This window comes from Micromonospora sp. NPDC003197 (genome assembly GCF_053590565.1).
Map to the genome: position 1 here is coordinate 31,750 of NZ_JBSFTE010000039.1, position 15,474 is coordinate 47,223.

A 15,474-nucleotide genomic window follows, 5' to 3' on the forward strand; every position below is an offset into this window, starting at 1 on the left:
TGTTACCGCCGGTTCCGGTGCTGCCGACCTTGCTGAGGAGGCTGTTGATGTCCGTGTTACCGCCGGCTCCGGTACCGCCGGCGTTGCCCAGGACACTGTTCAGGTCGAGCTTGTTGTCGAGGCTGTCCGATGACGGGGGCGCCGTGTACGTCCGCGGGTCAACGAGCTTCTGGTAGGTTGTCTCGAAACTTTCGCGCAGATTCTGGAACTGCGTTGCCATCGTGTTGTGCAACACCTGTGCAGCCTCGGCGAAGAATGCATGCATATCGGCGTTGAGATCGGCGAGCGCCTGTCCCGGATCGATGAAGTCGTATTCCTTCTTCACGTTGTTGCCGATGTCGATCGGAATCTTCCACTCGGTGAGCTCTTCCCAGACTATGAGCAAGTTTTCGTACCGGGCTTGGTTATTCCACTTCTCGGTCCGCTGTCCAAGCTCGTCGATGGCCTTCTCGATGTCCCGCATCGCGGCCACGACCATCGTCCGCGGGTACCGTCCCGGATGAACGTCGAATGCATCCCATGCCTTGTTGATCTCTGTAAGGAAGGTTGTCGCAGCATCACCATTCCGGTCCAGCATCGCTGCCCAATCGTCAGCGGTTCGGAGGTCCTCGCGAAGCAGGCTCAACTCGTCCCGGAGGTTCGTGAGCGACTCCCGGAGCCCTTCCGCCGCCGCGCCCCGGAAGCTGGAGTCCTCGCCGCCGAGGTTGTTGACTTCCGCCGTCAGACGCCGCGCCGCGTCTTCGAGCCACAGCGCGAGGTTGTCAAAGGAATTGGCGGACTCGTGAAATGTTTCCGGATGGAGGAGTGGGGGGTGCGGAGGACTCTTCACCGCCGCTTTCGACCTGTCGTAGAACTCGTGCCAGTAGTCCTCGGGCGAGAACTGGCCCGACTTCTCGAACCAGTTCACCTTCCCCCTGATGATGTAGTAGGCAAGGTCGAACTGCTGCGAGGAAAGTTGCGATATGTCGGCAGCCCGAGCACGTGGCGCGTAGTTGACCTCCACACCCCTGGCCGTGCGGCGGTAGATCGTGAACTCGTTCTGGTCTGGCGTGCCCATCGAATCTTCCCACGGCTTGTGCTTCGAGTTCACGTAGAAGCCCACGTTCGTCAGGCTGATCCAGGCTGGTTGGGTGAAGTGGTTGCTGTTCATCTCTTCAGCGCCGAGCACCTCGCGGAGGCCTCGCTCCCAGGGCGGCAGGTCGGTCGGAAGCGGATCTGGCTGAGTCATCGGGACCTCGGTTCACCATCTGCGGAGCAAGCGGTCGTGAGGGTTTGGCGTCGTGGAAGCGGCTCAACTGGTGCTGGTGCTGGTGCTGGTGCTGGTGTTGGGGTTGGAGTTGGAGTTGGCGGTTTTGGTGTTCGCCGAGTAGGAGGTGTTGGCCTCCTCGATGGAGTCGGTGTCACTGATGATCCGCTCCAGGTTCTGGCCGTAGCTCGACAGCTTCTGATCGGCCGCGCTCAGCCGCTGGTCGACCTGGCTACCGACAGTCGCGATACGCGTCTTCAGGTCCACGCCCGACTTGAAGTGCGTCGACCCGGTGCTGATCACGAGACTGTTGAGGTGCTGACCGTGCGGGCTTGCCATGTTGTTGGGGTCCTTGTTGGGGTCCACACCAGCCCTGACCATGGTGATCGCGTTGCGGATCTGCTTGAGCTTCTGGACCACCGACATCATGTACGCGTCGTCGATCCTCAGGTCCTCTGCCAACCGTGTGCCTCCTCTTCGTCGGTACCGTCGCTGTGGCCCGGCCCGGCGGCGCGGGGTCGCCCCGTGCCGCCCGGCCGACTTGCCGGGGCATCTGGCCCGGTGAACGTCAGGCCTCACCGACCATCCTCGTCAACGGCGGAACAACGAGCTGCCCATCAGGTCAGCATCGACGTAATTTGCCCCGATCTGCCCTAGTCGTGCGGTGTGACTGCTCAACGCCCCGTTCATCTCACGAAGGCCGGCCTCCCAGAGGTGCTGCGCCTCCGCGTAGCCTTCGATCGCCAGACCCTCGTTGGCCGCCTTGAACGCCGAGGCCTTGGCCGTGAGCGCTGCCAGCGACTCCTCCAACTTGGCGGTGATGGCGCGAAGACTGCTCTGGCCGTCGTCGATCGCGCCGGTGTGGACCGCGTAGTTCGCCATTCTCGTTACCTCCGGTTCCGTCTTGTCTGCCCCTGTCAGGTCCAGCTCGCCACCGGGCTGGCGGAGGTGGCCACGGACGGGGCGATCCCGGACGACGCTCCGTTCGACTGCGCGAGTCTGATGTTGTCGTCCTCGGTGGTCGCGGTCTGCCGGGCGAACTCCACCATGTTGTCGCTCAGCGACTCGAGCGCGGCCGTGACCTTGGTCAGGCCGGCCAACCACTCGTCGAGGGTGTTGCCGAACGACTGGGACGCCTGACCCTGCCAACCCGCGGCGAGGTCCCCCTGTGCTGAGCGGGCCGCGTTCTGCGCGGTTGCCTGGTCCGAGTTGGCCTGCGCGAACGCCCTGACGAGGTCGGCGGTGCTCGCCTCATCGACGATCTTGCGATCCTGTGCCATATCACTCCCTCATGACCGGTACCTCACCGCGCTGGGCCGCGCGATGTCGCTTTCCTGCCGGGGCGGGACTCGACCACCGCTTATCCACCTGCCGGGGAGATGTTGAGCGATGGGCCGGTCGGCAACATCTCCAGCAGCTGGCGCGGCACCGGGTGGGCCGCCGCCGATGAGAGACCGAGCTGGGTCGCTACGGAGGCCGAGCCCACCGGGTACTTGACTCCGGCATCGGTGACCAGGTAAAAGCCCGTCGGGTCCGTGCGGCTCGCGGTCACGAGACCACCCACCCCGGGCTGCACCGAGATTTCCGCAGCGCTCGCCGAGGTACGGGTGACGCCGACACCCTCCGACGGCGTCGACGAGACGGGGGCGGGAACGTCCACGGTCAGCTCGACTGCCCCGTCCGCCAGCGAATGGCGCACGCACCAGGTGCCCTTCTCCGGCGACCCCGCCAGGCTCGGCGGGGGTGCCGGTAACGTCTCCACCCAGGCCGGCTTCTGTACCACCGGCAGGGTGGCCAGAGCGGCGAGACTCAGCTCACGTGGCCGCACTGGCCCCCCGTTGTACACCTGCACCGTGGCGGGGTCGGCGGCGACGATGCTGTACGCCATGGGGCTGAGTTCGGCGAGTCCGTCCTGCTGGAGCACATAGCGTCGCTCCTCACCACCCGCACTTCGGGCGGTGAGGAGCTCACCCACGACGCCGTGACGGCCGTCGATCAGCGGCCCCGGGCCGCCTCGGCCGGGCACGTCGGGCGGCGCGATGTCCGCCCCCACCGGTATGGACTCCAACCAGCCGCTCTCCACCGGCAGCGGGTCGCGGTCATAGCCGAGAACCCGGGCCAGCCAGGGCTCGGTCAGCCGCAGCCGCCGTCCCTGCCACACCAGGAAGCTCCGGTCGTTGGCGGCGACGAGGATCGCCTGGTCCCGGTCGAGAGGCCGGTCACGGCGTGCGTCGCCGGTCGGCTGCTCGATGCGTACGGTCGTCGCCGTGGACGTCGTACCCGCCGCGTCCGACATCGCCAGCGCGCAGACCGTCCAGACCTGACGGTCGACGGCGGTGGCGGTGGGTAGCGCGTCGGGTGCGCCGGCGATGCCGAGTGGCTGCCCATGCGCCACGTCTCTGAGGGAGTTGCGGGACACGGTGACAACCTCGAACTCGGCACCGAGGAGCAACCGCGCGGATGTGTAGTTGAGCACCGGCCGCAGCAGGCCGTCGGTGTAGACATACCGGCTGCCGGTCTCCTTCTCCACCACCAGGACACCCGGCTTCCGCCACTTCGTGGCCCCGCCCGGGTACATGAGCCCGAAGATCACGAATCCGACGACGAGCACCGCGGCGACGAGTATCCCGGCGACCGAGCCGACGACCATACGCCGATTCGGGTTTTCCAAGCCGTCCGGCTCGGCGGCGACCAGCGCACCGGTCAGCCGGCCCAGGACATATGTCTGGGCCTGCACCTGGTCTCGACGCGACTGCACGGCTCAGCCCGCCAGAGCCCGGGCGGCCGCGTACGCCCCGAGCACCGCTAGTAGCGCCGGCAGCATGGCGACCGTGGCGCTGAGCTGCCCGATGTCGGCGACCCGTCCCCAGTAGGGCATGAGCCGGCGGCCGGGCAGGAGGTGCCCGACCAGGAAGAGCAGCGCGCCGGCCAGGGGTAGCAGCGCCACTGGTGCGAGCAGCCGGAGCAACATGGGGGCGTGGGCCAGACCTATCACGGTCAACGCGACGAGCCCCGCCACCGCGGGCAGGACGTGCGTGAGACGATGCCACGCGCTGGTCATCGCGCGGGCTGCCAGGAGCCGGACGGTGGCGAGTAGCCCGAGCAACGTCCAGGCGGCCCAGCCGCCGGCGGTGGCGAGGAGGAGCAGACAGACACCGACAACGGCCGCCGCACCACCGTACAGCCCCGTCATGTACCGGTCGGCCGAGGCCGTGCGGGCCATCAACTGCTCGCTCGGCTCGGGGTCGATCTCCTCCTGTAGGTGTTCCGCCTCGGTGGGCAGCGGTGCCAGATGGATGCGGGCGAGTCGGAAGGCGACCAGCGGGACACGTACGGTCACCACCGTGCCGACGACCGCGACCACCGCTGCGGCCTGCCCCGCGTCGAGCCCCACGAACGCGCACAGTCCCGACCCGACGGCGGCGAGGAGTGCGGCGGCGACGACGCCCGCGAAGAACGGCCCGGCCCAGCCGACGAGGACCGCCGCCAGCAGCGCCACCACCAGTGCGGATACTGAGCCGGTGAACACCTCGGGGCCAGCCGGGACCAGCGGGAGGCTGTCCCGGGTCAGATCAGGGGCGATCGTCCCGGCCAGCGCGGCGAACACGATCGCGGTCACCGCCGTGGCCAGCCCGAAGGGCCGGTCGGCACCGGCCCGGGTGAGTGCGAAGGCACCGGCCAGGGCGAGCACCGCGATAGTGGCAGCGCACAGCGCCCGGGCCAGTGGCGGACCGGGTAGGGCCAACGTGACGGCACCCAGACAGGACACGAGCACGAACGCGCCGAGCGTGACCCAACGGATCATCTCCGGGCGCCACCGTCCGGTTCGGCCGCGCATGCCGGTGGCGATGCCATCGGCGAGATCGTCGAAGGCCACCGGAGGAAGCTGATCGGCACGGGGACGTAGGTAGACCGTCTCGCCGTCGTGCAGCCCGAGCAGCGCGACTGTGCTCTCCTCGTCCAGTGGCGCGTCACCCAGGCGTTGCAGCACCCAGCCGCCGTGCGCCAGACCAGCGTCGGCCAGGTTGTCGCCAAGGCGGTGGAGCAACGCGGGGAGAAGGTCCCCGACCAGCACGTTGGCCGGCACGGCGACCTCGACCTGGCGTGTCGGCCCGGACACGACGAGGCGGCACATCTCCGCTGGGGCGGTGACCCTCACGACCCTCACGACGGCGCGCGCCGGGCCAGGTTCACGGTTGTTTCCGAAATTTTGCGCGACCGCGTTGACCCGGCCGTCCTCGGCTCCGTCGTACAGGTGTCGGGCGTCGGCGGCGTGCGCCGGTCCGACGTCAGCTCAGGATGCGGGTCCGAGCCCGCGACGTGAAAGGCTGTCTCTTGAGTACGGTGCTGTTTCGACGCCCGGCACGGCGCAACGGTCCGGAGATGCCGTCCGGCGAGATAAGTCTCCAGGAGCCTCCGGCCTTGCCCGAGCCGCAGCGCAACGGGCTGCGGCAGGCGTTCCTGATGTTGCCGATGGTGCTGATGTCCGGTGTCATGGTGCTGCTGTTCATCAGCCGTAGCGGCGGCGCGTTCACCTGGGTCCTCCTCGCGCTGATGGCCGTCGCGCTCGCCGGCATGGTGGTGGGCCAGATCGCGGTGGGCGGCATGGAACGCAAGTCCCAGCTCGGCGGCGACCGCCGTGACTACCTGCGCTACCTCGCGCAGAACCGCAAACGCGTACGCAAGCACGTGCTCCGCCAGCGCGAAGCAAGCGAGTGGCAGCACCCCGATCCGCATTCCCTCTGGTCGCTGGTGACGACGTCGCGACGCTGGGAGCGACGCCCCACCCACCCCGACTTCTGCGAGATCCGGGTCGGCACCGGCGAGCAGCGCCTCGCGGTGCGCATCACACCGCTGCAGACCAAGCCGGTCGAGGACCTGGAACCGGTGGCGGCGAAGTCGCTGCGTCGCTTCATCCGCGCCTACACCACCGTCCCCGACCAGCCGATCGCCCTGTTCCTGCGTGGCTTCGCGCAGATCCGCGTGGCCGGCGACAAGGACCAGACCCGGGGGGTGGTCCGGGCATTGCTGGCACAGCTCGTGAGCTTCCACGCCCCGGAGGAGGCGCGGCTGGCGCTCTGCCTGTCCGACGAGACGGCAGCCGAGTGGGAGTGGGCCAAGTGGTTGCCGCACCTGCAGCATCCGACCGAACAGGACACGGCGGGATCCGTCCGCCTCGTCGGCGGCACCATCGAGGAGACCGAGCAGCGTCTCGGCGAGGACTTCACCGCCCGACCGCAGTACGAGTCGGGGACCGTCCCGAGCCGCGACGAGCCGTACGTCGTCGTGGTCCGCGACGGGGGCCGCCTCGGCAACGGAAGCCGGATGGCGACGGCTGGCTACCGCAACGCCGTCTTTATCGACCTGGACGACTCGACGCCAGCAGCCGATAAGCGCGTGCTCTGCCTGGAGGTCGACGGCGACGACCTGCGCATGCTCCGACAGGACCGGGTGGGCGGCGAGGTTCGCACCCGGCTCGCCACCCCCGACCGGCTCAGCCCGGTGCGGGCCGCCGTGGTGGCCCGCGCGCTGTCGCCCCACCGGCTGGGTCTGGTGACCGAGACCCCGGCGGACACGCTGAAGACCGACTTCAACCTCGGTGCGATGCTGCGGATCCCCGACCTGCGCGAACTGGACCTCACCCGCCTGTGGACGCCGCGCCGGGCGGGAGAGCGGCTGCGGGTCCCGATCGGCATCGACGCCATCGGTCAGCCGGTCGCACTCGACCTCAAGGAGTCGGCGCTCGGTGGGATGGGGCCGCACGGCCTGCTCATCGGCGCCACCGGCTCCGGCAAGAGTGAGCTACTGCGCACCCTGGTGCTGGCGCTGGCCACCACGCACTCCTCGGAGACGTTGAACTTCGTCCTCGTCGACTTCAAGGGCGGTGCCACCTTTCTTGGCCTCGACCGGCTGCCGCACACCTCGGCGGTGATCACCAATCTCGCCGACGAGGCGGCGCTGGTCGGTCGGATGCGGGACGCGCTGCACGGCGAGCTGGTCCGCCGCCAGGAACTGCTGCGCCAGGCCGGCGGGTTCAGCTCGGTGCTGGAGTACGAGCGGGCCCGCACCCAGGGCACCCCGCTGGACCCGCTGCCCACCCTGTTCGTGGTGGTGGACGAGTTCAGCGAGCTGCTCGCCGCCCATCGCGACTTCATCGACCTCTTCGTGATGATCGGACGGCTCGGCCGTTCACTCGCCGTGCACCTCCTGCTGGCCAGCCAACGCATCGACGACGGCCGCATCGCCCAGCTCGAATCCCACCTGTCCTACCGGATCGGCTTGCGTACCTTCTCCGCCATGGAGTCCCGCTCGGTCATCGGCGTCGCCGACGCGTACGAACTGCCGCCGGCCCCGGGCAACGGGTACCTGCGTACCGACGTGTCGACACTGATTCGGTTCAAGGCCGGGTACGTCTCCGGCCCGTACCGGAGCACGACCGCGCGGGTACGGCAGGATGTCGTGCAGCGGCAGGTGGTGCCGTACACACTGGATTACGTGCCGGTCCAGGAACCGGAGCAGGCGGCGGTCGAGCCGGCCGCAGCGGAGACGGTGGATGCCGACGAGCCCACGACCGAGCGCAGCGTGCTCAGCGTCGTGGTGGAGCAGCTGATCGACCAGGGGCCGCCGGCGCACCAGGTGTGGCTGCCGCCGCTGGACGCCCCGCCGACGTTGGACCAACTGCTGCCCACCCTGGCACCCGACCCCGAACGCGGGCTCACCGCCGTCGGCTGGCCCGGAAACGGGAGGCTCGTCGCACCCGTGGGATTCGTCGACAAGCCGTTCGAGCAAATGCGGGATCTACTCCTCGTCGACCTTTCCGGTATCGGCGGCCACGTGGGTGTCGCCGGTGGTCCGCGCAGCGGCAAGAGCACCCTCCTACGTACCCTCATCAGCAGCCTGGCCCTGACACACAGCGCGGAGGAGGTGCAGTTCTACTGCCTCGACTTCGGCGGCGGCGGCCTCAGCGCACTCGCCGACCTGGCGCATGTCGGCAGCGTCGCCGGGCGCCTCGACACCGACCGGGTCGGTCGCACCGTCGCCGAGGTGACCGGGCTCATCGCCGAGCGGGAACGCCGCTTCGGCGACCTCGGCGTCGACGACATGGCGACCTACCGGATGATGCGCGCGCAGGGGCGGATCACCGGCGACCCGTATGGCGACGTCTTCCTGGTGGTGGACGGCTGGTTCACGTTGCGGCAGGAATTCGAATCCCTGGAGGGCGCGGTGCGGCAGATCGCCGCCCAAGGCCTCAACTTCGGCGTCCACCTGATGCTGAGCGCGTCGCGCTGGTCCGAGGTACACCATGCCATGCGCGATCAGATCGGCACCCGGCTCGAACTGCGCCTCGGTGATCCGGTCGACTCCGCCATCGATCTACGCCTAGCGGCCACCGTGCCACAACTGCCCGGTCGCGGTCTCACTCCCGAGAAGCTGCACTTCCACGCCGCCCTGCCCCGCATCGACGGTCTCACCGACGTCGACAGCGTCGCCGACGGCGTACGCGGCCTGGCCAGCCTGGTCGGCACCTTCTGGGACGGGCCGGCCGCGCCGCCGGTGCGTACGTTGCCCGCGCTGCTGCGGGCCGACACGCTACCCGCGCCCGAGGGCGACGTCCGCGTCGCGATCGGCCTGGATGAGGCCACGATGCGTCCGGTCTGGCACGACTTCGCCGAGGTGCCACACCTGACGGTGCTCGGTGACACCGAGAGCGGCAAGACGAACCTGCTGCGCCACGTCGCCCGGTCGGTGACGGCCCGGTACACGCCGGCCGAGGCACGCGTCATGATGGTCGACTACCGTCGGCAACTGTTCGACTCGGTGCCGCCGGAGTACCGGCTGGGCTACTCGGTCTCCGCCGATTCGACGCGGAACACCGTGGCGGACGCGGTCGCCGGGCTCGGGCCCCGGCTGCCGGGCGTCGACGTCACCCCCGAGCAGTTGCGCCGCCGGGACTGGTGGACCGGCCCGCGGCTGTTCGTCCTCGTTGACGACTACGACCTGTTGGCCGGGCACGAAAGCCCGTTGACGCCGCTGCTGCCGTACCTGTCGCAGGGTGCGGACATCGGTTTCCATCTGGTGCTGACGCGGGGCGCGGCCAATGTCCTGCGGATGTCGATGGATCCGTTGCTGCGTCGGATGCAGGAAACCAACAGCCCGGATGTCGCGCTCTCCTGCCCGCCCAGCGAGGGCCCGCTGCTCGGCAACGTCAAGCCGCGTAATCTCCCGCCGGGCCGGGCGCTGCTCTGCACCCGGCGTGGGGCCAGGCTGATCCAGACCGCGTGGAGCGCGACGGAAGAGTCGGGGGACCGGCCGACCGGCTGACCATCGGGACGAGCGCGGTCGGCGCGCCACCTTCGCACCGCCTTCGGATCTTCGGGCGGGCGATTCAGGGCCGCCAGCGGCGCCGGCGGCCCCAGCGTACGGTGATCGCCGCCAGGTACGCGAGTCCGGCGAGGCCGACCATGCTGGCGGCGAGCGACGCGGCGATCACCTTCGTCGGATCGGTGGGGCCGGCTGTGGGCAGTGGCCGCAACGGTGCGATCCGGGACGGCAGTGGTGTCCGAGCCGGCTCCAGTGCGGTGAGGGCGTGGTACAGGTCGAGCGTGCCGTACCCGACGGCGGGCGTGGGCCACTCACCGAGCGGATGCTCGGCGGTTAGCTCCAGTCGGCGCCGCACCTCGGCCTGGGACAAGGTCGGGTAGTAGGCGCGAACCAGCGCGGCGGACCCTGCCGCGTACGCGGCAGACACGGCGGGGCCGGAAACGGCGTAGTGACCGTTGCCCTGCGGCGCGACGCTCACCGCGCCGGCGGCGGGAGCCAGCAGGTCCACGCCGGCCTCTGGCGGAGACTCCTCGGTAGGTACGCCGTTCGTGTCCACACCGCCGACGGCGAGCACGTCGGGGTAGGCGGCGGGGTACCAGGGGGCGGGCCGGGTGGTTCCCGTCGACCCGCTGCCGTCGGAGACGCTCGCGACGAGCACGAGGTCCCGGGCGATCGCCTCGCGTGTCGCGTCGCGCAGCTCCGCGTCGGGAGCGGGGGTGCCGATGCCGAGCAGGACGACGTCGGCGTTCGCGGCGGTCGCCGCCCGGATGCCGGCGGCGATCGCTCCCGGCGGAACCTTGCCCTCCGCGTCGATGACGCGGATCGGCAGGATCGTCGCCTCGGGTGCCACCCCGACGAAGCCGCTACCGGTCACCGGGCGGGCCGCGACGATGCCGGCCAGCGCGGTACCTCGGCCGTAGCAGTCTCGGTCGGCGGTGCCGGAACCCACCACGGCGGTGCCGCGTAGCACCGCGCCACGCAGGGCCACGCTGCTGGAGCTCACCCCGGTGTCGATCACCGCCACCACGATGCCCTTGCCACGGGTCAGCGGCCAGACCGCTGAGGGGAGTATTCGACTCACGGCCCAGGGTGCCGTGGCGGCCATCGTGGGCGATTCACCCACGCATCCCGCGGTGACCTGAGGCAGCGCGGGCGGGTCCGCGGCGGCGGGCGGAGCCGTGACCACCACCTGGGCGGCGAGGGCCGGTGCGGTCGCCGGGTGGGCCGGCGTCGATGCCGTCGTGCTGACGAGCCCGGCGAGCAGCAGCGCGGCGACGAGTACGCCGGCGCGATCCGGCGGCCGGGTCACTCGCGTGCACCAGCCGGTCCGGGCTCGGACGTCCCAGCGGCACCGGCCGGGACATCCCCGTCAACGGCGGCACCGGCCGGGACATCCCCGTCGTCGGCGGCGGGGCGCCGGGCCAGCAGCACGAAGGCGGCGATCCCGACCACAACCAGCAGAGCGACGGTGAGGATCCGCAGTGGCTGGGAGCGGTTGTCGTCATCCGTGGCGGGGGACGCCTCCTCGGTGAGTGTCGCGACGACTGCGACACCCGGGTTGATCATGCCCCAGCCGGTCGCCGGGTCGGCGTCGCTGTGTGCGCCGCTGCCCGCAGTGGTCTTGATCCGGTGTACGACCTGCGTCGCGTCCAGGTTTGGAAACGCGGACCGGACCAGGGCCGCCGTGCCGGCTGCGAACGCGACCGCGTACTGCGAGCCACTGTTGGCGCGGGCCCCCGATCCGCCGGCCCCGAGGCTGGCCACGTCGATGCCCGGTGCGGTCACATCCACCCCGGATGGCCGGTAGTCCGCTGCCGGTTGCCCCTCCGGGCCGACACCACCCACACGAAGCAGCGCCGCAGGCCACCCGCCCGGGTCCGCTGACGGTGCGGCGTCGGTGCCGGTCGGTGCGGAAGCCACCACCACGACATTATGTTCACAGGCCCTGCGGATCGTCTCCGCCACCGTCGTGTCGGAAACGTCCACGAAGGCACCGAGGGCGAGCACCCGGGCGCCGGCCGACACCGCGACCTCGATGGCGGTGGCGGTGTCGGCCGGCGTGGACCGCGGCGTGTCGCCCACGATCCGCAACGGCAGGATCGTGGCTTCCGGTGCCATCCCGGTAACCGGGGCGCTCAACGCCGCCGCAGAGCCGGCCTGTGCCGTGATGTCGGACGGGCGGGCTCCGATGATGCTCGCCATCGCGGTTCCCGAGCCGAAACAGTCGACGTCCCCGCGGCCGCTGCCGGATGGGATGTCCGCACCTACCGCGACCCGCCCACGCAGTTCCGGGAGGCTGGCGTCCACCCCGGAATCGACGACCGCGACGAGCACACCCGCTCCTCGCGTACGACCCCATGCCTGGTCCGCCGCCATCCGCTCCTGGGCCCAGCCGGAACCGGGCTGCGTCGGCACGGAGCTGACGCACCGTGGCGAGGTCGGCGGTCGGTTGCCTGGGGCCGGCGACGGCAGCGGGGACCCGCCGGACGGCTGCTGATCATCCTGGTCCGGCGGCATCGGGCCGACACGCACCCCGTCCCCAACCGCGTCCCAGGGCAGGATCAGCGTCCATCCCGCGTGCAGCTGACGTGAGTCGGTCAGTGTGTGGCCGTCCGCCTGCCGCCGGCCGCGGTTGAGCCGGTAGATCTCCTCGGCTCGGCCGGCGGAATCGAGTAGCCGACCGGCGATCGCGGCGAGACTCTCGACGCCATCCGGACCGGCCGACACAATGTAGTACTTCACGTACGTGTTGCGCTGCGTGGCCGTGCCCGTCATGGGATGAGCGGGGGCGGCCGACACCGCGACGGGCACTGCGGCCGGTGACGCCGCGCCGGCTGTCTGCTCCGCCCCGGTCGGGTGCGTCAGAACGATTACCAGGGCCACGCTGCCCACCAGGCTGGGCCAGGCCCGCACCTTCGTCGTCACCGGACGCCTCCTTCGCCTTGCCGTTGTTCGTGGGCGCACAGGGCCGCCCTCTACGACAACGCTCCGGTGGATCGCCGGTTCAAACCGATGCCGGAAGCTGCGGGACCGTACTGTGGCCCGGGCGGTTTGTGCGACAACCCGGCCAGGGTGGCACCCGCGTCAGCCCTTCGGCTCGGTGACCCGCACCGACCAGCGGGATCGCACCACCTCGCCCACCAGCACGGCAATCACCCGGTGACCGGTGCGCACGGCCAAGTCGCGCGCGGCGGTCAGGTCGGCCCCCCGCAGGCCGCCGCTGAAGACGACGCCGGGCCCCGCCGGCGCGTCGAGGTCACCGTCGGCGGTCGGGAAGGTCGCCATCCGCCGGTAGCCGGCCGGCACATCGGGGCCGAGCGCGTCGCCGACTATCCCCACGGTAACGCCCGACCCGGCGAGCTGTTCGGCGAGCGTCAGCGCCAGCCGCCGGGCGGCCGACGGCACGCCGGTGACCGTGAACACGTCCGGTGCGGCAGCGAGGTCGACGAACAGGCGCCGGTCACCCTGCCGACCGAGGACGACCGGCAGCGTCGCCTCGGGGAGTTGCTCGTCGACGAGCCAGGCGCACGCGGTGTCGGCGGTGACCTCGAGTGCGGTCCCGAGGAGACGGACGTCGAGCTGGTCCGGGGCTCCGGTCAGCGGCTCCAACTCCACCACCAACCGGCCCGACCGAGTCAGTAACGTCGCGGGCCGCTCGGCGACGACGTCCAGGGCAGCGACTTCGGGGGCAGCGTCGGTGCCGGTGGTCGCGCCCGCCAGTTTCTCCGTTGGCTGCCGGCCATCCTGCGTGGACGTGATCTCCTCGACGTTCTGCGACGTGGCCGTCCCTCGCCGTCCCACCGACGGCTGACGGTCGCGGCCGAGCCGCCGCAGCGCCACGGCCAGCAGGGCCGCCATCATGACCAGCCCGACAGCGCCGACCAGGTACGGGATGGCGCTCGTGCCGTCCCCTGTGCCGGCGGCCCGGTCCGGCTGGGCGGGCGACGCCGTTGGCAGCGGGCCGACGCGTACCGCCGGGCCGGCGGCATCGGCGGGCAGTTCGAGGATCCAGCCGGGCTGCAACGCTGTCAGCGGGTCAGTCAACCGGCTGCCGTCCGGCTGCTGCCGGTCACGGTTGAGCGCGAAGATCTCCCGATATCGGTTGCCGTCGCCGAGGGTCTGCACCGCGATCTGGTACAGGTACTCGCGCTGGTCGTCCCGAGGCGGCCCGACCACGTAGAAGCGGGGCTCCGTGGGCACGTCGGTCCGCGCGGGCGTGCTCGTGCTCGACGGGGCGAGGGCCGCAGTGGGTGGTCCGGTCGGCTCGATCCCGGGCAGGGGCGACCGGGCGGTGTGCGGTGAAACCGGGGCGGCCAGTGCCGCGGCGGACGCGAAGATCGGGACGAGGCCCACTACGAGACCGAGTAGCAGCCCACGGGAACGGGAGGGTCCGCGGCCGGCTCGGCCTCCCGCCGTCCGGTGACTTTCTCGTCGACCGGGTCGGCTCGCGACCCACCTGTCCATTGCGCACCATCCTCGCGAACACTCGCCCGGGCGGGCTCGGCCCTGACCGTACGCGACCCATGCTTCGCCCGGCGTTCCGACTCATCCGGGCGCGGGTGATGGCCGTCGGCTGCGGCGGGGGCCTTGCTGACGGCCTTCAGCCGATCGGCCGGACTTCGCGGTGGGATTGAACCCAGCGGACCGTCGACCGTCGAGGGTCCTAGGTGGCCGGACCCGGCCGGGGTTCGTAAGCCGGCAGGAGACACCGGAGAGGAGCGCGCGTTGATGACGCATATCGGCGAGGTGCGGCGGGAGCGGTCGGCCGCCTTTCACCAGCTGCTATTGCGGATGGCCGGTCGGCTGCCGGACGAGCTGATCACCGAGGCCCGGCGCTGGTTGGTCGCGGGCGAGTTCGTGGAGATCGTCCAGGCGGTGGTCTTCGCCGCGCTCGCCGGACGCGTCACGGTGACCGAAGCCGACGCGGAGCTACTGGCCGACGTCCTCACCGCCGCCGATGAGGACGTAGAGGCGCTCGCCGAGCTGGAACGCTCCGAGGCCGACCCGCAGTCGCTGTACGGGGTCGCGTCGGTGCGCCCGGAGGTGCTCGCCGAGCACGGCGACGCCGTGCCGTACGCCGTCGATCTGACCCAGCCGTACGACGGACCGGGCGGGCTGGACGAGATTGACGCCGCCGCCGTAGTGGCGATGCCGTCGCTCACTGCGGACCTGCCGGCCCGGGCACTTTGGCGTGCGTGGCGGTTCCCGGCGCTGGGCACCCAGTGGCCGCCACCACGCCGGGTGTACCTGCTCCAAGCCGACGACGAAGCGTTCCTGCCCGTGCTCGCTGCTGGCCTGCAGGACGCGCTCGCCGCGGCTGGCGAGGAAGACCCGCAGGTGGAGGCATTCGTCGAGGTTGACGACCTGCCCGCCTACCAGCGCACCGCCCTCGGTTTCTCCGCGCTGCTCTGGACCGTGATTCCGGGGGAGACACCGGCCGTTGCGCGGGTGTTCGACACGTTCGAACCCGGCGTCGGCCCGACCTTCGAACCGGATCACCTGGAACTCACCGAGGCCGAGGCCGACCGGGTAGCGCAGTACCTCGACGCGGGCGTGCCGCTGCTGATCACGCCGGACTTCACCCCGGACGTTGTCGATCCGGCCCGGGGAGACGCGGTGCCGATCGTGTTCCGCACCGACGGACGATGGATCTGGAGCGACGCGGTCAGTTACTACCTGCGTAGCTATCACCTGGCTCCGGAGCCCGCGCTCTTCGAGGAGATCCGCGCCAACGGGTACTTGCCGCCCGAGGTCGATGCCGTGGCGCTGCACCGGGCGCTCGCGGTTCTCTACGCTCCGGCCCTCTGTGCCGATGACGTCGATGAGGCCGTCGAGCACGATACGGCGCGGGCGGGCTGACCCGCGACACCGATTCATTCCGTCGAACCGTCCGTCGTGAAGCGAGG

Annotated in this window: 11 protein-coding genes; 2 read left to right on the forward strand and 9 right to left on the reverse strand. The window is 70.6% G+C overall.

All coding sequences use genetic code 11. The annotated features are described in order from the left end of the window. The 6 genes from ACWDV4_RS28955 to eccD form a co-directional block, all read right to left on the reverse strand. A partial coding sequence (locus ACWDV4_RS28955; RefSeq protein WP_449985160.1) for a hypothetical protein occupies positions 1 to 1,228 on the reverse strand: 1,228 nt, incomplete at its 3' end. 63 nt (positions 1,229 to 1,291) lie between these two features. Next, positions 1,292 to 1,708, reverse strand: a complete 417-nt coding sequence (locus tag ACWDV4_RS28960; protein ID WP_449985163.1) for a hypothetical protein — start codon at positions 1,706 to 1,708, stop codon at positions 1,292 to 1,294. 129 nt (positions 1,709 to 1,837) lie between these two features. Beyond that, the gene (locus ACWDV4_RS28965; protein WP_449985165.1) at positions 1,838 to 2,128 is read right to left on the reverse strand and encodes a WXG100 family type VII secretion target; all 291 of its coding nucleotides are present in this window, start codon (positions 2,126 to 2,128) and stop codon (positions 1,838 to 1,840) included. Positions 2,129 to 2,163: 35 nt separating this feature from the next. Continuing rightward, positions 2,164 to 2,526, reverse strand: coding sequence for a WXG100 family type VII secretion target (locus ACWDV4_RS28970; protein WP_449985168.1), 363 nt, complete (start codon positions 2,524 to 2,526; stop codon positions 2,164 to 2,166). A gap of 80 nt (positions 2,527 to 2,606) precedes the next feature. Continuing rightward, positions 2,607 to 4,004, reverse strand: a complete 1,398-nt coding sequence (gene eccB / locus ACWDV4_RS28975) for a type VII secretion protein EccB (protein WP_449985171.1) — start codon at positions 4,002 to 4,004, stop codon at positions 2,607 to 2,609. Between the two features lie 3 nt (positions 4,005 to 4,007). After that, positions 4,008 to 5,405 carry a type VII secretion integral membrane protein EccD gene (gene eccD / locus ACWDV4_RS28980; RefSeq protein WP_449985173.1) on the reverse strand — a complete coding sequence of 466 codons (1,398 nt, stop codon included), beginning with the start codon at positions 5,403 to 5,405 and terminating at the stop codon, positions 4,008 to 4,010. A gap of 224 nt (positions 5,406 to 5,629) precedes the next feature. Here eccD and eccCa point away from each other — a divergent pair, with 224 nt between their 5' ends. After that, the gene (eccCa, locus tag ACWDV4_RS28985) at positions 5,630 to 9,568 is read left to right on the forward strand and encodes a type VII secretion protein EccCa (RefSeq protein ID WP_449985203.1); all 3,939 of its coding nucleotides are present in this window, start codon (positions 5,630 to 5,632) and stop codon (positions 9,566 to 9,568) included. A gap of 64 nt (positions 9,569 to 9,632) precedes the next feature. On the opposite strand, the gene ACWDV4_RS28990 is transcribed toward eccCa, so the two are convergent. The 3 genes from ACWDV4_RS28990 to ACWDV4_RS29000 all read right to left on the reverse strand — a co-directional run bounded on the left by ACWDV4_RS28990 (position 9,633) and on the right by ACWDV4_RS29000 (position 13,921). Then, positions 9,633 to 10,877: a S8 family serine peptidase gene (locus ACWDV4_RS28990; protein WP_449985176.1), complete on the reverse strand. Its 1,245-nt coding sequence runs from the start codon at positions 10,875 to 10,877 to the stop codon at positions 9,633 to 9,635. Then, positions 10,874 to 12,493 (reverse strand): S8 family serine peptidase, encoded by a 1,620-nt coding sequence (locus ACWDV4_RS28995; protein WP_449985178.1) that lies wholly within the window; start codon positions 12,491 to 12,493, stop codon positions 10,874 to 10,876. Before ACWDV4_RS28995 ends, ACWDV4_RS28990 begins: the two co-directional genes overlap by 4 nt. 159 nt (positions 12,494 to 12,652) lie before the next feature. After that, entirely contained in the window at positions 12,653 to 13,921 is a 1,269-nt protein-coding gene (locus ACWDV4_RS29000; protein WP_449985181.1) for a hypothetical protein, read from the reverse strand. Between the two features lie 375 nt (positions 13,922 to 14,296). On the opposite strand from ACWDV4_RS29000, the gene ACWDV4_RS29005 reads away from it, so the two are divergent. Continuing rightward, positions 14,297 to 15,427: a hypothetical protein gene (locus tag ACWDV4_RS29005; protein ID WP_449985184.1), complete on the forward strand. Its 1,131-nt coding sequence runs from the start codon at positions 14,297 to 14,299 to the stop codon at positions 15,425 to 15,427. The last annotated feature ends 47 nt before the right edge of the window (positions 15,428 to 15,474 follow it).